The sequence below is a fragment of the Sneathiella sp. P13V-1 genome (assembly GCF_015143595.1).
GTDB lineage: Bacteria > Pseudomonadota > Alphaproteobacteria > Sneathiellales > Sneathiellaceae > Sneathiella.
The window spans coordinates 623170-645397 of the sequence record NZ_WYEU01000001.1 but is presented as its reverse complement, the minus strand read 5'-3'; the positions used below and the strand labels follow the sequence as shown (position 1 = coordinate 645397).

Annotated in this window: 15 protein-coding genes; 6 read left to right on the top strand and 9 right to left on the bottom strand. The window is 50.3% G+C overall.

Annotated features, from left to right (window positions below):
- Positions 1–69: 69 nt before the first annotated feature.
- From trpS to GUA87_RS03230, 3 genes are all read right to left on the bottom strand, one after another.
- Entirely contained in the window at positions 70–1068 is a 999-nt protein-coding gene (gene trpS, locus GUA87_RS03240) for a tryptophan--tRNA ligase (protein WP_193715073.1), read from the bottom strand.
- Positions 1069–1186: 118 nt separating this feature from the next.
- Complete coding sequence (murJ, locus tag GUA87_RS03235) at positions 1187–2758, bottom strand: murein biosynthesis integral membrane protein MurJ (RefSeq protein ID WP_193715072.1); 1572 nt, start codon at positions 2756–2758, stop codon at positions 1187–1189.
- Positions 2759–2783: 25 nt separating this feature from the next.
- Positions 2784–5582, bottom strand: a complete 2799-nt coding sequence (locus GUA87_RS03230) for a [protein-PII] uridylyltransferase (protein ID WP_193715071.1) — start codon at positions 5580–5582, stop codon at positions 2784–2786.
- A gap of 128 nt (positions 5583–5710) precedes the next feature.
- On the opposite strand from GUA87_RS03230, the gene GUA87_RS03225 reads away from it, so the two are divergent.
- Positions 5711–6328 carry a LysE/ArgO family amino acid transporter gene (locus GUA87_RS03225; protein WP_193715070.1) on the top strand — a complete coding sequence of 206 codons (618 nt, stop codon included), beginning with the start codon at positions 5711–5713 and terminating at the stop codon, positions 6326–6328.
- A 49-nt stretch (positions 6329–6377) separates the two neighbouring features.
- Here GUA87_RS03225 and GUA87_RS03220 read toward each other — a convergent pair whose 3' ends face one another.
- Positions 6378–7148 carry an SDR family NAD(P)-dependent oxidoreductase gene (locus GUA87_RS03220; protein WP_193715069.1) on the bottom strand — a complete coding sequence of 257 codons (771 nt, stop codon included), beginning with the start codon at positions 7146–7148 and terminating at the stop codon, positions 6378–6380.
- Between the two features lie 89 nt (positions 7149–7237).
- Positions 7238–9907 (bottom strand): DNA mismatch repair protein MutS, encoded by a 2670-nt coding sequence (gene mutS, locus GUA87_RS03215; protein WP_193715068.1) that lies wholly within the window; start codon positions 9905–9907, stop codon positions 7238–7240.
- A gap of 105 nt (positions 9908–10012) precedes the next feature.
- Between mutS and GUA87_RS18160 the strand changes: the two genes are divergently transcribed.
- Positions 10013–12277, top strand: coding sequence for an NADP-dependent malic enzyme (locus GUA87_RS18160; protein ID WP_193715067.1), 2265 nt, complete (start codon positions 10013–10015; stop codon positions 12275–12277).
- A gap of 140 nt (positions 12278–12417) precedes the next feature.
- Positions 12418–13011 (top strand): GNAT family N-acetyltransferase, encoded by a 594-nt coding sequence (locus GUA87_RS03205; protein ID WP_193715066.1) that lies wholly within the window; start codon positions 12418–12420, stop codon positions 13009–13011.
- Here the strand turns inward: GUA87_RS03205 and GUA87_RS03200 are convergent, their stop codons facing one another.
- From GUA87_RS03200 to GUA87_RS03185, 4 genes are read right to left on the bottom strand one after another with little or no spacing between them, the layout of a single operon-like run.
- Complete coding sequence (locus tag GUA87_RS03200) at positions 13012–14526, bottom strand: AMP-binding protein (RefSeq protein WP_193715065.1); 1515 nt, start codon at positions 14524–14526, stop codon at positions 13012–13014. It lies immediately after the preceding gene.
- 31 nt (positions 14527–14557) lie between these two features.
- Positions 14558–15877 carry an AmpG family muropeptide MFS transporter gene (locus GUA87_RS03195; RefSeq protein WP_193715064.1) on the bottom strand — a complete coding sequence of 440 codons (1320 nt, stop codon included), beginning with the start codon at positions 15875–15877 and terminating at the stop codon, positions 14558–14560.
- Between the two features lie 27 nt (positions 15878–15904).
- On the bottom strand, positions 15905–16378 hold the full coding sequence (locus GUA87_RS03190) for a cyclic nucleotide-binding domain-containing protein (RefSeq protein ID WP_227711666.1): 474 nt from the start codon (positions 16376–16378) through the stop codon (positions 15905–15907).
- A gap of 21 nt (positions 16379–16399) precedes the next feature.
- Positions 16400–19057: an ABC transporter transmembrane domain-containing protein gene (locus tag GUA87_RS03185; RefSeq protein WP_193715063.1), complete on the bottom strand. Its 2658-nt coding sequence runs from the start codon at positions 19055–19057 to the stop codon at positions 16400–16402.
- A gap of 227 nt (positions 19058–19284) precedes the next feature.
- Here GUA87_RS03185 and GUA87_RS18155 point away from each other — a divergent pair, with 227 nt between their 5' ends.
- From GUA87_RS18155 to GUA87_RS03170, 3 genes are all read left to right on the top strand, one after another.
- The gene (locus GUA87_RS18155) at positions 19285–20529 is read left to right on the top strand and encodes a glycosyltransferase family 4 protein (RefSeq protein ID WP_193715062.1); all 1245 of its coding nucleotides are present in this window, start codon (positions 19285–19287) and stop codon (positions 20527–20529) included.
- A 62-nt stretch (positions 20530–20591) separates the two neighbouring features.
- Entirely contained in the window at positions 20592–21647 is a 1056-nt protein-coding gene (locus GUA87_RS03175; protein WP_193715061.1) for a glycosyltransferase family 4 protein, read from the top strand.
- Positions 21644–22228 carry a histidine phosphatase family protein gene (locus GUA87_RS03170; RefSeq protein WP_193715060.1) on the top strand — a complete coding sequence of 195 codons (585 nt, stop codon included), beginning with the start codon at positions 21644–21646 and terminating at the stop codon, positions 22226–22228. Before GUA87_RS03175 ends, GUA87_RS03170 begins: the two co-directional genes overlap by 4 nt.

The window sequence follows — 22228 nt, the reverse complement described above, 5'->3', positions numbered from 1 at the left end:
TTACCATCTACCCAATTGATTTAGGTGTTTTTTGGGACGGTTACAAGTTCCGCCCCAAAACGTGGTCATTTAGGAAACCAGAAAACCAACTGTTTCCTTAACTTCGCGAATGATCGGGTTGGCAATTGCCGCAGCGCGTTCTGCACCATCTTTCAGAACCTCATCCACATATCCTGGATCTGCCATCAGGCGTTTCATTTCATCACCGATAGGACCAAACTTTTCCATGGCAAGTTCAGTAAGGGCAGGTTTGAAGACAGAAAACTGCGATCCCGCATATTCTTTTAAGACATCCTCTTTGCTCATATCCGCAAGGGCAGCGTAAATGCCAACAAGGTTGGCTGCTTCCGGGCGGTCTTCGAGGCCTTTCACTTCTTCAGGCAATGGATCGGCATCTGTCCTTGCTTTCTTTAGTTTCTTTGCCACTTCATCCTTGCCATCTGTCAAAGTGATGCGGGAATAATCGCTTGGATCGGATTTGGACATTTTTTTTGTGCCATCACGCAAGGACATCACACGGGTTGCTTCACCAAAAATAAGAGGTTCAACCATTGGGAATAGTTCGGTACCAAAATCATTATTGAACTTCTGGGCAATATCGCGTGTCAACTCCAGGTGCTGTTTTTGGTCTTCACCCACAGGCACATGTGTTGCCTTGTAGACAAGAATGTCTGCCGCCATCAGGGACGGGTATGCGTACAGGCCAAGGGAGGCATTTTCCCGATTTTTACCCGCTTTCTCCTTGAACTGGGTCATGCGATTAAGCCAGCCAATACGTGCCACACAGTTGAAGATCCAGGCAAGTTCTGCATGTGCATGAACATTGCTTTGCGCAAAAATAATGGATTTTTTCGGATCGACACCGGATGCCAGATAGGCAGCGGCAACCTCACGGATGTTTTTGCGCAACTGTTCTGGTTCTTGCCATACGGTGATGGCGTGCATATCCACCGCACAGTAAATGCATTCGTAATCATCCTGAAGACGGACGAAGTTACGGATAGCACCCAGATAGTTGCCAAGATGAAGGTTACCAGTTGGCTGAACGCCAGAGAAAATTCGAGACATAAAACGCTCCTCACGCTTTGGACACGAGCCCGGATCCCCGGTCACAACATGCAAACCGTCCGGGCGGGAGTTAAAGGGAGCCTAGCTTATGGCAAGGGGCGAAGTTATCGTCAACCGATTATTCGTGATCTTTATTCGGTGTCCGGCGTCTCAGCATGGATTTCAGGTCTGAAAGACGTGCGGCCCCAAAAATGACGGCAGTAATGCCGTAGATTCCACCACCAGCAGCGATAAGCATAGCGAGCCCCAAGATCCGGCTGGAAAGAAGATCGGCAGATAACAGAGGCTGCAAAACTGCGTTGAGGTATAAGAGCAAGGCCGTCATTGCCGCGGCTGCCAAAACCATGCCCGCGATACGCTTTAGTAAACGCCGATCAGGTCGATGCTGCCCTTTGAAAATGAGAAGGGAAAAGAGAACCACTGCGTTGACCCACGCTGCGATGGAAGTGGCAAGGGCGATCCCTACATGAGCGAGGAGATCAAGGAGGAGAAGGCTCAGTGCAATATTGATGACCATGGCGATCACGCCGATGATGACAGGCGTTGTTGTATCTTCACGGGCAAAAAAGCCGGGGGCGTAGACTTTCGTCAATACATAGGCAGGCAGTCCACTTGAAAAAGCGATCAACGCTTCGGCAGTTGTCTTCGTGGCCTGTTCGTCAAAAGCGCCATGTTCAAACAGAACCTGTACGATCGGGGTTGCTATGGCCATCAGGGCTGCTGCTGCAGGGATTGTGAACAGCATGGATAGTTCAACCGCGCGATTGAGTGTGTCATTGGCCGGTCCCTCATTGCCTGATCTGATTTGCCGGGTCAGCATGGGAAGGAGCGCAGTTCCCACAGCAATCCCGATTACCCCCAGCGGCAATTGATAAACCCGGTCCGCATAATAAAGATAAGAAATGGATCCCGTTGCCAGTAATGACGCGATAATTGTGCCCACGAGAATATTGATCTGAAGAACGCCAGCCCCAAGCAAGCCCGGTAGCATCAATTTAAAGAGGCGTTTAATTTTATCAGTGAGACGCGGGATGAGAAGCGGCGGCATCACCCCTTCGCGCTTGCAGGCCACGACAAGATAAATCACTTGCCCCAATCCGGCGAACGCCACCCCGATAGACAACATCAATCCGGCTTCGGTAAAGGGCTGATAAAGCTGTACCGAAAGGGCACTTATCAGAATGATGTTGAGCAGAATAGGCGCCGCTGACATGGCCGCGAATTTATAGAAGGCGTTCAAAACCCCGCCCAAAAGGGCCACGACAGCCATCGCGGTGAGATAGGGAAAGGTTATCCGTGTATAGGTAACCGCCAGTTCATACCGATCTCCGCCAACTTCAAAGCCCGGTGCCAGATATTGCATCAGAAACGGCATAAAGATCATGAAAAGGACGGAAAACAGAAACAGAAATCCGGTCAGGAAGGCAAGCGCATGGGAGGCAAACTCCAGTGCGGTTTTTTCATCCCCTTCTTCCAGTTGCCGGGCAAACAGGGGAACAAAAGCGGCGGAAAAAGCGCCTTCGGCCACAAGGCGACGGAACATATTGGGGATGCGAAAAGCCACAAAAAAGGCGTCAGAGACCGGACCGGCACCTAAAACTGTAGCGATCAGAATATCGCGAATAAAGCCAAGTACACGGCTTGCCATGGTGAAGCCACCCACCGTGGCAACCGATCTTAAAAGACTCAATGACCCACTTCTCCCGCTGGTACACCTATACCTTCAGCGATTTCTTTTTAAGTGCTGAACGCGCCTTTTTCTTCTGTTCCTCTGGCGTATCCAGAACTTCCATGATTTTGTCCTCAATGTTCTTTATCTTCACCTTATTGGTGATTTTAAGGCCAAACATGTCTTTTACGTAGAAAACGTCCACGACCCGCTCGCCAAAGGTGGAGATATGCGCAGAAGAAATGGTGAGTGAGAGGCCAAATAACGCACGGGTTACATTAGCCAGAAGCCCCACCCGGTCCCGGCCTCGCACTTCAATTACCGTATGAATGTTGGAGGCTTCATTATTCACCAGAACAGATGGCTGAGCGATAAACACTTTTGTCCGGTTTGGAATGTTGGACTGTTCGCGTTTATCCAGTTCTTTATGGGTTCGAATTTCACCACTGAGCGTCGCTTCGATCACTTCGCGCAATTTGGACATGCGTCCGCCCTGATCGTAAACATCCCCTTCGCTGTCCTGAATGAAGAAGGTGTCCAAGGCCATCCCATCTGTTGTTGTGTGGATTTTCGCATCCACAATGTTCGCACCAGAAAGGGACATAGCTGCGGCAATACGGGCGAAAAGACCCGGGTGGTCAGCTGTATAAACGGTGACTTCAGTAATGGATCTGAAAGGGTCGCTCTCAGCATGAATGACTAATTTATCGCCGCTTTCTTCAGCTTTTTTGATTAGTTCGGCATGCGCTTTATGAGTGTTCAGATTGTTGGATACCCAATAGGATTCATAGAATTTCTCAAGGTGTGCATCAATCTTCTCAGTTGGCCAGTCTTTTAGTTCATCCCGCAGATCTTCTTGATGGTGACGGGCTCGTGCGGCGCGCCCTTCTGAAATATGACCGCCGGTAAGAGCGCTTTCTGCAGCATGATAAAGTTCGCGCAGAAGCTGTCCTTTCCAACCGTTCCAGACGTTTGGGCCCACTGCGCGGATATCCACAACAGTCAGAATAAGAAGAAGCATCAACCGATCAGGGCTTTGTACGATTTGGGCAAAATCTTCGATGGTTTTAGGGTCTGAGAGATCACGTTTGAAGGCTGTATTGCTCATCAACAGATGATACCTTACCAACCATGCTACGGTTTCTGTTTCCGATGGGCTAAGCCCCAAGCGCGGACAGAGTTTTTCTGCAACTTCCGCCCCCAATACGGAATGATCACCACCCCGCCCTTTGGCAATATCATGTAGAAGAACCGCTACATATAGAACTGTGCGGGAGAGAACCTTAGGCAGCAGGCGATGGCTTAAGGGGTGTTCTTCTTCCAGATGACCCTCTTCGATTTGGGTCAGGATGCCAATTGCCCGAATGGTATGCTCATCCACCGTATAGACATGATACATGTCATGCTGCATTTGTGCGACTACGCGACCAAAATCTGGAATAAATTTGCCAAGCACACCCGCCTCACTTAAGCGGCGAAGAGTGGTTTCCGGGTCTTTCTTACTTGTGAGCATTTCCAGAAAAAGGCGATTGGCCTCCGGATCGTTCCGAAGGTTTTTGTTCACATCCTTCAACTGGCGGCGAATAATTCGCAAAGCGTTGGGGTGAACGTCCAGATCCTTTTTTTGCGCCAGATGGAACAGCCCCAGAAATTTAAGCGGATCTTCCTTGAAGTCATCTTCCGAGTTGATATTGAGACGCCCCGCATCAACTTGAAAACCATCCAATTTCCGTTTTAACAAACCGAACGTCGGGATAGGAATACGGCTTTTCTTTTGTTGCTGTGCTTCCAGATTTGCGCAGAAAATCCGGGTGAGATCCCCCACATCCTTCGCCACAAGGAAATAGTGTTTCATAAAGCGTTCAACACCGCGGGTGCCTGCATGGTCCTTATATCCCAAACGATGGGCGAGTTCCGCTTGCACATCAAAGGTGAGGCGCTCTTCCGGGCGGTTCGTCAGGTAATGCAAGTGGCAGCGAACGGTTCGAAGAAAGTTGGACGCTTTGGTAAAGCGACGGCGTTCTGAGTCCGTAAATACGCCCTTGGCAACCAGTTCTGAAACTTCAGTTGTCCGGTAGACAAATTTGGCAATCCAGAACAGGGTCTGGATATCACGCAGGCCCCCTTTGCCTTCTTTCATATTGGGTTCTACCACATAACGGGAATTACCAAAGCGAGAGTGCCGATCATCCCGCTCCTGTAATTTGGCGTCAATGAACGCGCGATTACTGCCTTGTGCCTCCAGAATATCATTGTGAAACTTGGAGCGCATGTTATTCGCGAGTTCCTGATCCCCCCAGAGATATCGCGCTTCCAGCAATGCCGTCTGGATGGTGATGTCTTTCTTGGCAAGACGAACGCATTCATCCGGGTTACGGGTGGAATGGCCCACTTTCAGACCCAGATCCCACAGCATATACAGGCAATATTCAATGATCTGTTCGGACCAGGAGGTTTGCTTGTAGGGAAACAGGAACAAAAGATCCACATCAGACTGTGGGGCCAATTCACCGCGTCCATAGCCACCAACAGCCATCAGGGACAGTTTTTCTTCAGGTGTTGGGTTGTTCAGTGGATAGACCATCTCAGTCGCCACGTCATAAATGGCACGAATGATCTGATCCACCAAGAACGCTTCCGCATGCATGGAGGGGCGGCCTTTATTGGTCGCAAAGAAGCGACCCTTCACGACTTCCCGTCCGCTTGCGTAAACCTCTTTCAGTTTTTTCAGCAGGGCATTTCGAAATTCGAAACTGTCGGGCTTGAATTCCTGGGACAATGTGGCCAGTTCCGCCATCAGGCTTTTTCTGTCGATGATTTCCCGGCGATTGGGTATTTTTTCCATGTACTCGCGGTCCGCTCTGTTAATCTTGCGTTCGTGTTTATTGTCCCATATGGTGCGAATATAGCACAGAAAAATGCCCTTTCCGCAAACACTTCTCACCTTATTTCAAGAGATATACTGAACCTTCCATGGAAACGACCGCTTTTATAAACGGACTACTGCTTGGTGGCGCGCTGATCATCGCCATTGGCGCGCAGAATATGTTCGTTCTGCGCCAAGGCGTGGCGAAAGATCAGGTTTTTGTGGTCTGTTTGTTAAGCTCTGTTCTGGATGCGTCCTTGATCATTGCGGGCGCATTGGGACTTGGAAGTTTGATTGATCTTTATCCTGATACGGTTGAGTATGTGACCTATGGCGGTATTGCCTTCCTGCTTGTCTTCGGCGGGCTTTCCTTTTGGCGGGCCATACAGGCAAAACCTGTCTCTACAGGGGAAGGGGAGCCGGTTACCAGCAGCGCGAAAAAAGCGGCCATGATGACTATCGCCTTTAGTCTTCTAAATCCGCATGTCTATCTGGATACGGTTGTCATGCTTGGGGGCATTGCCGGAACTTATGAATTGCAGCTTCGCTATTACTTCATAAGCGGTGCTGTGATCATGTCTTTTGTCTGGTTTTTCGCCCTGGGATATGGGGCGCTCTTTATGAGCCCTATTCTGGGTCGCCCAAGTGCCGCGCGGGTTCTCGATACTTTGGTTGGGGTCATGATGCTGGTTGTTGCGTGGCATCTGATAGCGCGCATCATCTAAAAAAGGCCCGCTTGAGCGAGCCTTTTTCAAATAAATTACTCTCAATTGATCAAGTGATCGTCTGACCCCCATCAACCGTGATGGTTTGACCGGTGAGGAATGTTCCAGCTTTTGATGCCATGAGTACAGCAACACCAGCAATTTCCTCAGGCTCCCCGATACGTTGAAGTGGTGCACGAGATGTGGCCCGTTTCAAGATTTCCGGATTTTCCCATAGCGCGCGGGCAAAATCAGTGCGGATCAGACCCGGCGCAATGGCATTTACACGGATGTTGTCTGGTCCATATTCAACGGCCAGGTTCCGTACAAGCTGCATATCAGCGGCTTTGGAAATGCTATAGGCGCCCAGTTCTTTAGATCCGCGAAGACCACCGATGGAAGAAACAATGACGATAGAGCCGTCTTTACGTTCCTGCATTTCGGGCAGCACCATGTTGCAGAGCCAGTGATTGGATTTGATGTTGGCAGACATGATTTTGTCGAACGCTTCATCTGGAATGCCAGCCGATGGACCAAAGTACGGGTTTAGCGCGGCGTTACAAACCAGCACATCAATCTGACCCAGTTGTTTGTGGGTTTCATCCACCAGATTTTGCAGGGATTCTTTGCTGTTGATGTTACATGGAATTACAACAGCACCGCCTGAGGAACCTTCTGGCAGGCTCGCGTTAATTTCATCAGCTACTTGCTGACAGACATCTTCTTTACGGCTGGAAATAGTCACTTTCGCACCTGCAAGGGCCATCTGTTGGGCAATTGCTTTACCGATACCTTTACTGGATCCGGTGATCAGGACATTTTTACCTGAAAGATCGAACATGAAATCGCTCCCCTAGTTCGTTTTTTATTAGTTGGTTATTTGGAACGAGCTGAGAGTAGCGATGTCATATGCTTTTGTCACCTGTTCTTCTAATCTTCGCCCAGCATCCCTTTCAAATCATAAAGAAGGGCATGGGCTTCACGGGGGGTGAGATCATCCACATTTATCTCTGAAATTCGAACTTCCATTTCAGATGGGGCTGCTACGGCTTCCTCTCGTGCGGTTTCTTCAACCACCGTCGCAAAGAGAGGCAGATCATCCACCAGTTTTGCCTTGGCGTTTTTCTGATCTTTCTCTTCCAGATGATGAAGAACATCTTCTGCGCGGGTGACCACGGCCTTTGGAAGACCGGCCAGTTTCGCCACCTGAATACCGTAGGATCGATCCGCGGACCCTGGCCCCACTTCATGCAGGAAAATCACATCCCCTTTCCATTCACGCACTTTCAGACTGTGGTTGGAAAGACCCCCCAATTTACCGGAGAGGGCGGTGAGTTCATGATAGTGTGTCGCAAAGAGGCCGCGGCATGAATTGATGTCATGCAAATGCTCAACGGTTGCCCACGCAATGGAAAGGCCGTCAAAAGTTGCGGTACCGCGCCCGATCTCATCCAGAATAACAAGGGCGCGCGCGCCCGCCTGATTAAGGATTGTGGCGGTTTCCACCATTTCCACCATAAAGGTAGACCTTCCGCGTGCCAGATCGTCTGCGGCGCCCACGCGACTGAAAAGTTGGTCTACAACACCGATATGGGCATGTTCCGCAGGCACGTAACTGCCAATTTGCGCTAAGATCGTGATCAATGCATTTTGACGGAGGAACGTACTTTTACCGGCCATGTTTGGACCGGTGAGCAGCCAAAGCCGGTTTTCACTATTCAAGACACAATCATTGGCGACAAAGGCCCCATCGGCGTTGGATTTAAGCGCCGCTTCGACGACTGGATGGCGGCCGCCCTTAATTTCAAATTCAAGGCTGTCATCCACAACAGGGCGAGTGTAATTCAGATCTTTTGCAAGATCAGCATGGCTTGCTGCCACATCCAGTGTGGCCATTGCTTCTGCGGCTTCCAAGATGGCGGTGCCGCGCCCAAGGATCATTTCCTGAAGTTCGGTGAAAAGCTCTTGCTCCAACGCAAGCGCGCGATCTGCCGCGCGGGAGATTTTATCTTCCAGTTCTCCAAGTTCCACCGTGCTATAGCGAATAGCATTGGCCATGGTTTGGCGATGGATGAAGTCTTCGCCCATATTGTCTGCAAAGCGGGGTGTTACCTCGATAAAATATCCCAGCACATTGTTATGTTTGATCTTCAGGGAGGGCACATTGGCCAACTCTGAATATTTGGCTTGAAGGTTTGCAATATGACGACGGCTTTCGTCACGCAAAGTCTTCATCTCATCCAGATCTGGGCGATATCCGGTTGCGATAAACCCGCCATCACGGGGAAGAAGCGGCAGATCACCTGCAAGGGCACGGGTGAGTTCGTCTACCAGCTCTGCGTGAAGGCCCAGATGCTCAGCTGCTTCATGAATGCCGCTGACATCATCGCTGATATTGGCGGTATCCAAAGTTGCGCGAAGGTTGGCGGTTTCTGACAAGCCATCCCGAATGGCGGCCATGTCACGTGGGCCACCCCGGCCTAAGGCCAAACGATTTAGCGCCCGTTCCATATCGGGACAGCGGCGCAAAATGTCGCGCAAAGCCTCGCGTCGGCGATCATCCTGATGGAAATAGTCCGTCATGTTGAGACGATGGTGAATGGCTTCGACCCCGGTTAAGGGGCTGGAAATATCCGCGCCGAGTTTACGTGCGCCAGCTCCGGTAATGGTTCGGTCAATGGTCGCAAGAAGGCTTCCTTGGCGGTCTCCACTCATGGTGCGGGTCAGTTCCAAATTGCGTCGGGTCGCGCCATCAATAGACATAACATCATCTGCCGCCTGCTGCAGGGGTGGTTTGATATGGGGGAATTTACCCTTTTGGGTGAGCTCCACATAATCGACAAGGGCACCTGCAGCGGCAAGCTCAGGTCGGCTGAACTGACCAAAAGCATCAAGGGCAGAAACCTCAAATAAAGTTTTAAGTCGTTTCTCGCCATTTTGACTGTCAAACCGCGCAGATGGCAATGGCGTTAGAACCGAATCCCACTCATCCACAAGGTTTTCCATGGCAGGATCATCCATCCAGCGATCTGGAATAATCACTTCACCAGGGTTCAGGCGGGAAAGCTGTGCCCCAAGAGAATCCTGTGTTGCGGTGCTGCACATAAACTCACCTGTGGACATATCCGCCCATGCGAGCGCGTAATTTTGTCCCCCGCGAGAGATCGCCACCAGAAAGTTGTGACTGCGTGCATCCAGAAGGCTGTCTTCTGTAATGGTACCGGGGGTGACAAGCCGGACCACATCACGGGCGACAACGGATTTACTGCCCCGTTTTTTGGCTTCCGCCGGACTTTCTGTCTGTTCTGCAACAGCAACACGAAAGCCTCGCCTGATAAGGCGCAAAAGATACCCTTCAGCGGAATGAACGGGTACGCCGCACATGGGGATGTCCTCTCCCTCGTGCTTACCGCGTTTAGTGAGGGCGATATCAAGGGCGGCAGCGGCTTTCACCGCATCGTCGAAAAACAGCTCGTAAAAATCACCCATCCGGTAAAAGAGCAGGCTATCCTGATGCTGCTCCTTAATGGCCAGAAACTGGGCCATCATTGGGGTAACCGACTTATTCTGTTGCGACTTTGTTTTGACTACTGTAGGCATGAAGGAAAACTATCATAGCCGCCAGTTTTGCCAACACCTTTTAACAGGAAAATTTAGGGCGGCGAGGCGCAAAAAAAGTAAAGACGATTTTGAGGAAACAGTGAGATGAGCGATACGCGGGATTCAAGCCATAATGAAGAAGCGCTGCGATATCATGCACAGGGTAAGCCCGGTAAGTTAGAAATTGTTGCAACCAAAGCTGTTGCGACCCAGCAGGACCTATCTCTTGCCTATTCACCCGGCGTTGCGGCCCCTTGTCTTGCGATCGCAGAAGATCCAGACACCGTTTATGATTTTACCACTAAAGGTAACCGCGTTGCGGTAATTTCCAACGGTACAGCGGTTCTAGGCCTTGGTAACCTCGGTGCACTTGGATCCAAGCCGGTGATGGAAGGGAAGGCGGTTCTGTTTAAACGCTTTGCGGATCTGGACTGTTTTGATCTGGAACTTGATACTGAAGATGTGGATGAGTTCATCAATGCCGTGAAGTTCATGGGGCCAAGTTTTGGTGGCATCAACCTGGAAGACATCAAGGCGCCGGAATGCTTCATTATTGAACAGCGCCTTCGTGAAATTATGGACATTCCTGTGTTCCATGATGATCAGCATGGTACGGCAATCATCTGTGCGGCAGGTGTGATTAATGCGCTCGACCTTACCGGCCGGAATATGAAGGATGTGAAGGTTGTTGTAAACGGTGCTGGTGCCGCGGCGATTGCCTGTCTTGAGCTTATCAAGGCAATGGGTCTGCCCCACAACAACGCGATCCTGTGTGACACAAAAGGTGTGATCTACAAAGGCCGTGAAGAGGGTATGAACCAGTGGAAATCTGCCCATGCCGTGGAAACAGAAGCCCGAACTTTGGAAGAAGCCATGGTGGGTGCGGATATCTTCCTTGGACTGTCCGTTAAGGGCGCGGTGACCAAGCAGATGGTCAAAGATATGGCGGCGAAGCCAATTATCTTTGCCATGGCGAACCCGGATCCTGAAATTCGTCCCGAAGATATCGCAGATGTGCGCGGTGATGCCATTGTGGCAACAGGTCGTTCGGATTTCCCAAATCAGGTGAACAATGTTCTGGGTTTCCCATACATCTTCCGCGGAGCGTTGGATGTTCGGGCAACAACCATCAACGAGGAAATGAAAATCGCGGCAGCTGAAGCCTTGGCAGAGCTCGCCCGTGAAGATGTGCCGGACGAAGTGGCGGCCGCCTACAAAGGAAATCGCCCGGTTTATGGTCCGGATTACATCATCCCTGTGCCGTTCGATCCACGTCTTATCAGCCACGTTCCAACAGCTGTTGCGAAAGCAGCCATGGAAACAGGCGTTGCCCGCCGTCCGATCATTGACGAGACAGCATATCGCAATGAACTCCGCGCCCGTCTTGATCCTACAGCCGGTTCCCTGCAGTTGATCATGGATGAGGTTCGCGCGAACCCACGCCGGGTTGTTTTTGCGGAAGGCGAAGAAGAAAAAGTGATCCGTGCGGCCCTTGAATTTAAGAAGGCAGGTTACGGCATTCCGGTTCTTATTGGCCGGGAAGAATTTATTCAGGAAACTGTCGAAAATATTGGTATTGAGCTTCCTGAAGGGATCGAGATTTACAATGCTCGCGAAATGGAAGATCGCGAGAAATATCACGACTTCCTCTATAGCCGCTTGCAACGCAAAGGCTACCTCTACCGTGATTGTGTGCGCCTTGCGAACCGGGATCGGAATATTTTCGGATCCTGCATGGTCGCCATGGGGGATGCGGATGCCATGGTCACCGGTGTGACCCGCCGTTTCTCTGTCTCCTTTAAGGAAGTCAGCAAGGTTGTGGATGCTAAGGAAGATCAGCAGCCTATCGGCGTTTCCATCGCCGTAGGACGTGACCGTACCGTGTTTATCGGTGACACCGCCGTCACAACGCTTCCTGATGCAAAAGATCTGGTCGCGATCACCAAACAGACCGCAGAAGTGGCCCGCCGTTTGGGCCATGAGCCACGTGTGGCCCTTCTGTCATATTCCAACTTTGGCAACCCGGCCCATGAAACGTCTGAACAGGTTCGTGAAGCTGTTCGCCTTCTGGATCAGGAAGAGCTGGATTTTGAATATGATGGTGAAATGTCCGCAGATGTGGCGCTGAACCCGGACATCATGGCGCTTTATCCTTTCTGCCGCCTATCCGGCCCAGCCAACGTTCTGATTATGCCAGGCCTTCACTCTGCCCATATCACATCTAAATTGATGCCTGTTCTGGGAGAGACGGAAGTTATCGGACCACTGATGGTGGGCCTCAGCAAACCCGTTCAAATCGTTCCTATCGGGGCGACCGTATCCGAACTGGTCAACATGGCCGCTCTTGCCGCGCACGAAGCTGGCCGGTAAGTCAGATCAATATATCCTATGAAAAGGCTGCCCTTTGGGCGGCCTTTTTTGGTTCTGTATGATTGTAGGAATTGGCTCTTTTGATGGGACCAATATTTGGCTACATCCTTTTCATACTGATATTGTTGTGGATGTAATAAATGGCGTATGCAGATCCAATTACGTTGAGAGATGAAATTGTCTCTCTGGTTCCTTTGTCCTCTGATCATGAAGCGGACTTAAAAGAGGCTTCTGAGGATGGGGAACTTTGGAAGCTTTGGTATACAACGGTGCCAAAACCTGAGGATATGGGGGCAGAAATCAGCAGACGGCTGGATCTTCAGAAGGCGGGCAGCATGTGTCCTTTTGCTATTGTTGATAATGCATCTGGCAAAGCCGTAGGCATGACCACTTACATGAATATTGATGAGGCTAATCGCCGCCTTGAAATCGGGTCCACATGGTATCGGAAATCAGTGCAGCGGGGTGGGTTTAACACCCGCTGTAAATTGATGCTGCTCACCCATGCTTTTGAGGAATTTAACTGCAACGCCGTTGAATTTTGCACCCACTTTATGAACCGTCAAAGCCGTGCGGCCATTGAACGGCTGGGCGCAAAACTGGACGGGATTTTACGTAGTCACAAGATGATGCCAGATGGCAGCCTTCGGGATACGTGCGTGTATAGCATCCTTGCTCATGAATGGCCGACGGTCAAAACCCATCTTACTTTTCAGCGGGACAAAACCCGCTGATCAGTTTTCAAACTCTTTACGGAGTTCCGTTTTCAGAACCTTACCATAGTTATTCTTTGGCAGGCTTTCCCGAATGAAATACTCCTTGGGGCGTTTGAAGCGGGCCATATGCTCAAGACAATGGGCGTCCAGTGTTTCTATGGACGGCACATCGCCATTTGGCACAACAAAGGCGATTACCTCTTCCCCCCAGTCGGCATGATGGCGTCCGATGACCGATACTTCCGCAACATCCGGATGAGTGAGAAGGACTTCCTCTATTTCACGGGGGTAGATATTAGTGCCACCCGAAATGATCAGGTCCTTGGATCTGTCTTTTAAGGTGATGAAGCCATCCTGATCTTTAGCCCCCATGTCACCGGTCCAAAGCCAGCCATCCTTTAACGTATTGTTCGTGGCTTCTTCATTTTGCCAGTATCCCAGCATCACCACATCGCCGCGAACGGTAATTTCCCCGATTTCATCAAGATCGCAAGGGGTGCCGTCTTCACGGCGAATGCAAACCTCCACATCTGTTCGCTCCACCCCGACAGAGGCAAGCCGTTCTGACCGGTTTGGATGATCACCACCGGTTGCCAGTTCATGCTGGGTGAGAACCGTGATGGTCATGGGCGCTTCACCTTGCCCATATATCTGGCAGAATTTTGGGCCAATGGCATCGAGGGCTTTTCGGATATCCGCTTCATACATAGGCCCCCCGCCATAAACGATCAGCTTGATATTGCTGGTATCCGCGCTTTTAAATTCTTCTGCACCGATCAGGCGGTGCACCATGGTGGGGGCAAAGAAGAAGCAGCAGTTTTTATGATGCGCAATCAATTCCAGCGTTTCCGCCGGCTCGAACCCGCCGCTTAACGGGGTGACCTGAATGCCGCCTTTGGCAATAAGGGGAAGGCCATAAAGACCAGAGCCATGAGTTTGCGGCGCGGCGTGAATGATGCAGTCCCCCGGCTCATGTGACGACACATCGGCAAAATAACTTAAAATAGCGCAGAGCAAATTGCGATGGCTCAGCATGGCGCCTTTTGGTTTTCCCGTTGTGCCGGAGGTATAAAACAGCCACGCCAAGTCATCAGGTGCCATATCCACCATTGGAATTGGTGCCGCGTTTTTAAGATCCGCGTAATTGGCATCCGAAATGCTCAATACCGGGGCCAGATCCTGCCCTTCGGTCAGTTCCTTTGCCAGTTCAGGCGTGGCAATAGCCAGCTTTGCCCCTGAATTTTCAAGAATGTAGGTAAATTCACTGATATGAAGTTTCGCGTTTACAGGCACTGCGGTCAGGCCCGCATGCCAAACTGCAAAAAGACTGATCCAGTATTCGGGATGGTTTTTCATAATCAGGGCGACGCGATCCCCTTTTTGCAACCCATATTGTTGCATAAGGCCAGCGCCCAGTGACGCAGCCTTATTTGCAAATTCTCTGTATGTCGCAACCGTCTCGGTCCCATGAGCCAAGGCTGGTTGACCCGCATGGCTTTGGGCGGTGCGTACCAATAGATTGGCGATATTCATAACGTCTCCCTACACCTTTTTCGGTGTTTTTTTAATTGGCGCTAGCCCGCGCCTCTTCCGGGCGCGTTTCACTGGATTTCCGCGTGAGCCACCATAATAACACCAGACCGGGAACAGCCGCTAGCGTTGTCAGGATAAAAAATGTGATCCAGCCTGTTTGTTCCGCCAGAAACCCACCGGGGGAAGAAAACCAGATCCGCGCCGTTGCCATAAAGGATGACAGAAGGGCATATTGCGTCGCGGTGTAGCTGATATTACAAAGGCTGGATAGATAGGCCACAAATGCAGCGGTTCCCATACCGCCTGCCAGATTTTCAATGCCAACGGTTGCCGCCAGAAAAACAATATCGTTGCCCGCCATGGCCTGACCCGCAAACATCAAGTTGGATCCCAGTTGAAGAAAGCCGCAAATCCATAAAGTGCGGTATAGGCCTGTCGCCGCCATCAACCAACCGCCGAGGGCCAGCCCGATAAAGGTCGCGGCGGTTCCATAGATCTTACTGACATTGGCAAGTTCAATTTTTGTGAAGCCAAGATCGTAAAAGAAGGGTGTGCTCATCACCCCGGCAAGGCTATCCCCGAATTTGTAGAGCATCACAAAAAGCAGGATGGGCACCCAGCCAGGACGCTTGAAAAACTCCGCAAGCGGGTCATAAACGGCTTCTTTCAGCCAATAACCAGCTTTTTCCAACGCGCTTGCACCCACCATGTTTTCTTGGGGCTCGGGAGCACCAGCTTTTTCTGGTTCGCGGTTAAACAGAACGGTGAGAATGCCTATAAAGATAAGACCGGCCATAATGCTATAGGTCATTTGCCAACTGACGGAGGACGCAAGGTAAAGTGCGCCCGCACCAGAGGCCAACATGCCGATACGGTAGCCAAAGACAATGGCCGCAGCCCCCGCTGCCATGGTTTTCTCGTCCGATATTTCAACGCGGTAGGCGTCAATAACGATATCCTGACTGGCAGATGAAAAGGCAACCAGAAAGGCAAACAGTGCCGTCATTTCAATGCTGATATTCGGATTGCTTGCCCCAAGTCCCAAGATGGACAGGATCAGACAGATTTGTGTGAATATCAGCCAGCCACGCCGCCGTCCGAGAAAACGGCTGAACAGCGGGATCGGCATTTTGTCCACAAGGGGCGACCAGATGAATTTAAGCGCATATGGCGTTGCCACATTGGCAAATAAACCAATGGAAGTCAGGGTAATCCCTTCCTCACGAAGCCATAGGGACAGGGTGGTCCCCGTGAGCGCCAATGGCAGGCCAGAAGAAAATCCCAAAAGCAGGATTGTGATAACGCGTCGGTCCAGATAGACCTGCAACGACTCCAGAAACTGGCGGACCATTTACCTTACTCGTGATTTGTTGAGGGCTTAATCAGTGAGCCCTGCATTCTGAAGTTGTTCTTTTGCTTTTTGAAGCTCATCCGTCGTTCGCACCAATCTCTCTGCCAGCACCCGCATCATTTCCACAGAAATTTCAGGAAACTCTGACAATGTGCTGAGGAAGTGATCCTTTGTAATGCGTAACGTTATAAGCTCACTTTCCGCCCGAATTGTGGCGGTACGTGGAATGTTGATCAGGATTGCAATTTCACCAACGACGTCATTTTTCTTCATGGTTGCAACATTGATCTGACCGGATGGTGTGTCGATTAGGACCTGTGCCTCACCGTTTATGATCACATAGGCGGCATCTCCCATTTCACCTTGCTGACAGACGATCTGTCCGGGCTGATATGTGACACGCTCGGACGTAAAAGCCAGCAACTTAACCTTGGTTGGATCCACTTTTGCGAAAAGTGGGATCTGTCGCAGGGTTTCTACCTCTTCCTTCAGGCTCACCATTCCACTCCTATTTCTTCTTCATCAGGCGCTTAAAGCCTTAAATTGTTCGTTATTGGTATGGATATGTTCGTAACTGCCGATATCCTCGACGGTGCCGCCGGCAATAACAGCAACTTTATCGAACAGATAGGCCATATCCGTTTTCTCCAATGACCAAACAACAGTACGTTCTTCAAATTCGGCCAAAACATTTTCAAGAATATGAAACTGTGTCTTATGGTCGAAAGAAGCTGTCGCCTGATTCATAATCAACATGTCAGGGCGTTTGATAATCGCACGGGCGATACACAGTTTCTGACGCTGATTTTCGTTGAGCCGCGCTCCGCCGGAACCTACAGGGAAGCTGAGGCCCACTTTCAAGATAGCGCGTTTCAAATCCATTTCCCGGACCACCTCAGACAGAAGAGTGCCGATCCGCTCTACTGCTTGCGCATAGCCGTAGGCCACTTTACCAAACAGGATATTATCCTGAATGTTTGCGGCAGCGTTGTAGGCGGCGGGATCAAAGAACTCAATGTGGCCTTTCAGGCTGTTGGGAAGGTTTTCCACAAACTTGTGCCGGGCCTCTACAATTTTTGCCTGAATATCTTCGGTAATCACACCAAGACGATGTCGGGAGGGGATTACTTTGAACGGCAGGGACATAAAGCGAAGTTTGTCTTCTTCACGTAACTGTTCCAGATGATCTTGGTCCACACGGCTCAGGATTGCCTGATAATCGGGCAGCTCGTCTGAGGAGATAAAGCTGTATAGCTGGAAAAACTCATGATCAGGCGGCAGGTCGGCGAACAGTTCCACCATCAAGGTGGCGACCTGATATCCCATTTTCACAAAAGTGTTGGTGAGGTCTGCTTCCTCGATCACCTTTTGAACGTAGGAGTTCTCTGCGAGGCGCTCCATGTCGAAGCTGCCATCAACAGGGGTTCCAAATAGCAGATTTTCACCCAAAGTGGCGTTGGTGTTGTATTTATTTTGATCGAACGCCTCCACCAGATCCTTCAAGGTTGGATCCGCTTCCAGCTTTTCAAAGAAACGAAGCCGTGCCCGCAAAATATGGTCGGCTGTATATGGATCGTGGGCCGTATCCACGGTGCTTCGAAGACCAAGTTGATAGACATCATCTCCAAGGCCGACCATTTCCAAAACATCTATGGCACGGGCATCCAATTCCTCGCGGTTGCTAACGCCTGCTCCCTCGTAGTCGATCCAGTCCTTGTCGAAATCAAACTCACTATTACCGGTAAGTGGGATTTCTATTTTTTCCTTCTCAAAAAATTCTTTATCATCTTCCATGTCATCCGTGTTCTGCAGATCGTGAAGCGGACGATGCTTCAAGCTGAACAACAGGTTTTCACCAAGGGTTGCGTTAAAGATATATCCTGTCTGGCCAACATAAGCGATGCGGCGACCCACAACAGATTCCGGTGCACTTAAAAGATCAACACTTCCCGCTTTTAACTGCCCGCGGTCAGGATCCACAAGACGAGAGAGGACACGGCTGAGCGCATCCCGGCCAGATCCCGCAGGACCGACGATGGCCAGTTTTTCGTTCATATTGAAGCGGAGGTTAAGTCCTTCCAGTTGTGCAGATCCCGTATCATCCGCCAGCACCAGATTGGAGGCGACCACTTCACCTTCTAATTTTGGAAGCGGATCAGGTTCATCCATTTGATAATCATCGGAACGAATGCCAGCTGGTTCAAACTGTTCAACAACCTGTTCGTATTTGATGCGGGCATCTTCACGGCGTTGATAATAGGCGAGGAGTTCTTTCCAAGGGGCAGCCATTTCCTTATGCGCGGAAATTGCCGCTACCAATGTACCAATTTCCAGATCGCCCGCGATGACCATGGTGCCACCGATGGCATAGAAGAAGAACGGACCCAATTGCTGAATGAAGTTATTCAGGAACTTGATGATGAATTTGAGCAAGTAAATACGATAGCGCACATAGTAGATGCGGCCCAACTGACGGGTAAACCCAGCCCGCAGATAGTTGGAAGCGTCATGGGCGTGAATATCTTGCACACCGGCAACGGTTTCTCCAATTTTATCCGAAAGAACACGAACCCTCTGTACACGTTCTTTCCCGAGCAGGTTCACTTTGCGTTGCAGTTTGGGGATAAAATACGCCTGTAGTGGGTAGAGGGCGATCGCAGCTAATGCCATATAGACATTTTGGACAAGCAGGAAGCCCATGATAACGATCAGATACCCCCCCTGAAATGCAGGGAGCGCAAAGGCTTCGCCGATAAACCCGCCCAATGGCTCCACTTCGGCGGTGATCATCGGAATGATCTCGCCTGAGCTTTTCTTTTTAAATGTCGGCAGTGGGAAGCGCAGGATGCGACTATAAAGTTCAAATCTCAAACGGCGGAGCATTCGCTCCCCTGTGATCCCCTGATAGACATTGATCATATATTTAAAGCTCTGGTTGATGATCACCAGAAGCAGAAAGGCCGCGACTGAGACAAATAGAAATTCCTGCTGATCAATGGCGAAACCCATAATTTCAACAGGGAAGATGATGTCTTTCGCCTGAATAGCCTGGTCAATGATGATTTTGGGGAGTTCAAGATAGTAATAGAGGAACGGGAATGATGCGCATGACATCAAGGTGAGGATAATCTGCTGCTTCTTACTGTGACGCAGTATGTATTTGTAAATACTGTGTTCCATGCCTTGTGCGCAGCCCCTCTGCCCCAGTGAATTTTATTAGAACCCCTTCTATTTCTTTAGTTTTCCATTTTTTTCGTGAAATTCGCAAGGGGCAATTTTGTAATCGCTTATACATGTGAAGATAAAAACGATTAAGCTGGCGGGCCGGGATCAAGATGGCGGTTGAATTTCTGGGCCTTAGCCCTTAACAAATAGCCTTGTCTATTTTCTGGGAAGGTTTGCAATTGGTGACACAATTATCATCCAAGGTCATAACGGTTATTCTTAAAGGATACCCTCGCCTTTCCGAAACTTTTATCGCTCAGGAATTGCTGGCGCTGCAAAAGCGCGGATTTAGTCTGCACTTTATTTCACTTCGCCATCCAACAGACAAAAAGACGCATCCCATACATGATGAAATTACGGCACCTGTAAATTATCTGCCGGAATATCTTCATGACGAACCCGCCCGCGTTTATTACGCGTGGAAAAAAGCACGGAAGTTCAGGGGGTATGCGAAGGCATTTGCCGTTTGGCAGCAGGATTTAAAAAGAGATACCACCCGAAACCGGGTACGCCGCTTTGGTCAGGCAATGGTGTTGGCGGCAGAACTTCCAGAAGGCACAGCCGAGATTTATGCGCATTTTCTGCATACCCCTGCCTCTGTGGCGCGTTATGCGGCGATGATCCGGGATATCCCGTGGTCCTGTTCTGCCCATGCCAAGGATATCTATACATCCCCCGATTGGGAGTTGTCCGAAAAACTGGAGGATGTTTCCTGGCTTGTCACCTGTACCGCATTTAATGTGGCCCATTTGAAGAAACTGGCCTCTAATCCGGAAAAAGTATCCCTGCTTTATCACGGACTGGATCTGGATCGTTTTCCCGTAATGGAAGGCAAAAAACATACCCGTAACGGGGATGATTTGAATGATCCTGTGAAAATCGTTTCTGTGGGAAGGGCGGTGATCAAAAAAGGCTATGATGATCTGCTCATCGCGTTGGCGAAATTACCATCTGACTTAAGTTGGCATTTCGAACATATTGGCGGCGGTCCGCTGCTGGATGAATTGAAAGCGCAAGCTGAAAAACTAGATCTCACCGACAAAATCAGTTGGCACGGCGCCCAGTCCCAGAAATTTGTTCTGGAGCATCTGCAGGCAGCGGATATTTTTACCTTGGCCAGCCGTATTGCAGAAGATGGGGATCGTGACGGGTTACCAAATGTGCTGATGGAAGCGCAAAGCCAAAAAGCCGCGGCGCTTTCCACGGCGGTATCGGCCATTCCTGAACTGATCAATAATGGTGAAACAGGATTACTGGTTTCGGAACGTGACCCTGAAGCGCTGGCGCGCGGGCTTGAAGATCTTATAACCAATCCCCAATTGCGCCAGACTCTAAGTGATGCCGGAGATCAAAAGCTGCGGTCAGAGTTTGGCGCGGATCATTGGATTGAGAAACTCGCGGCCCAGTTTGAAAAGGATCTTGCGTGAAAACAGCCTTCTACGCCCCCATGAAGTCACCGAACAACCCGACCCCTTCCGGGGATCGGCGGATGGCACGGTTGTTTATGGCGGCATTGGAGAGGGCAGGGGCGAAAGTAGAGCTCATCAGCGAGTTTCGAAGTTTCGATAAAGCCGGTGATCCGACCCAGCAAGTTCGCCTAAAGCGAGAAGGTGAGGCAGAAGCTCATCGAATAGTCGAAAATTACCGCAACCAGCCAAAAGAGGCATGGCCGGATCTTTTCTTTACCTATCATGTTTATCACAAGGCACCGGACTGGATCGGACCTTTAGTGGCGGAAGCGCTGGATATTCCCTACTATATCGCTGAGGCAAGTCATGCCCCTAAACAGGAAAATGGAAGATGGGCCAGCGGTTATAAAGCTGCGGCAAACGCCATAAAAAAGGCTACACGTGTTTTCCATATGACCAGGTTGGATGGGGCGTGTCTTGGTCAGCTTGTATCGGATCCGAAACATCTTATTCATTTCCCTCCCTTTATTGAAACCAAGCCGGATGGGCAAGGGGACGCGGCCGCTATGGTTCTGGACGCGGGCGGCCGATTAGACCGAATGAGCCTTTTGTCTGTTGGGATGCTAAGAGGCGGCGATAAGTTCAAATCCTTTGCGCAACTGTCAAAAACGTTGCCCTTGATCGGAGGGGATGATTGGCAGTTATTGATTGTTGGGGACGGTCCAAAAGAAAGTGAAATCAGGGAACTGTTTCAAGGAATGGAAAGTCGCGTCCATTTCCTCGGCCGCCGAACTGAGGCGGAACTGGTCAGTCTGTACTCATTCGCAGATCTATATGTTTGGCCTGCCGTAGGTGAAGCCTTTGGGATGGCGTTCCTTGAGGCAGCCCGAAGTGGGTTGCCTTCTATTGCGTGTCGTGTCCGCGGAGTCCCGGATGTCGTCGCGGATGGTGAAAGTGGGATATTGGTGGATCCCGATGATATAGCGGCTCTTGCTTCCGCGATTAGGCAGGCGCTGGATGATCAGGAATTGCGGGAGCAGATGTTGAAGTCTGCCATAGATTTTGTGGCGAAAGAGAGAAGTCTGCAAGCCGCCGCAGATCGCTTAAGCGATTATATGAAAGAGGATGTTAAATGATCCCCCTACTTGTCATTCGGCACGGGAAAACCGAATGGAATTTGCAGAAGAAGCTGCAAGGCCGGACCGATATTCCTTTGTCCGAGATTGGTATTTCGGAAATGAGGGCGGCGTCCCTACCTGAGCGGTTTGATGGATTTAAGTGGTATGCGAGCCCCTTGAAACGTGCACGTCAAACGGCTGAACTGTTAGGTGGGGAAGATCATGAAGTTGCGCAAGAATTGATTGAGATGAATTTTGGGGATTGGGAAGGCTTCACCATTCGGGAGCTTCGCGAAAAATACGGGGCCACCATGGCAGAAAATGAAGCCCGCGGTCGCCATATGAAGCCAAATGGTGGTGAAAGTCCGGCAGAAGTACAGGAAAGATTGATCCCTTTCTTAAAAAACCTGCAAGAACCCTCCATCGTGGTTACCCATAAAGGCGTGATCCGAGCACTTAAATCACTTGCGTATAATTGGGATATGACGGACAAAGCTCCTGTGGCGTTTGATTGGGGGACGGCCCACCTTTTTATGATTGATGAAAAGGGTCATCCGCATCCCGAACAAGTGAATATCAAACTGGAAAGCAAGGCTTAA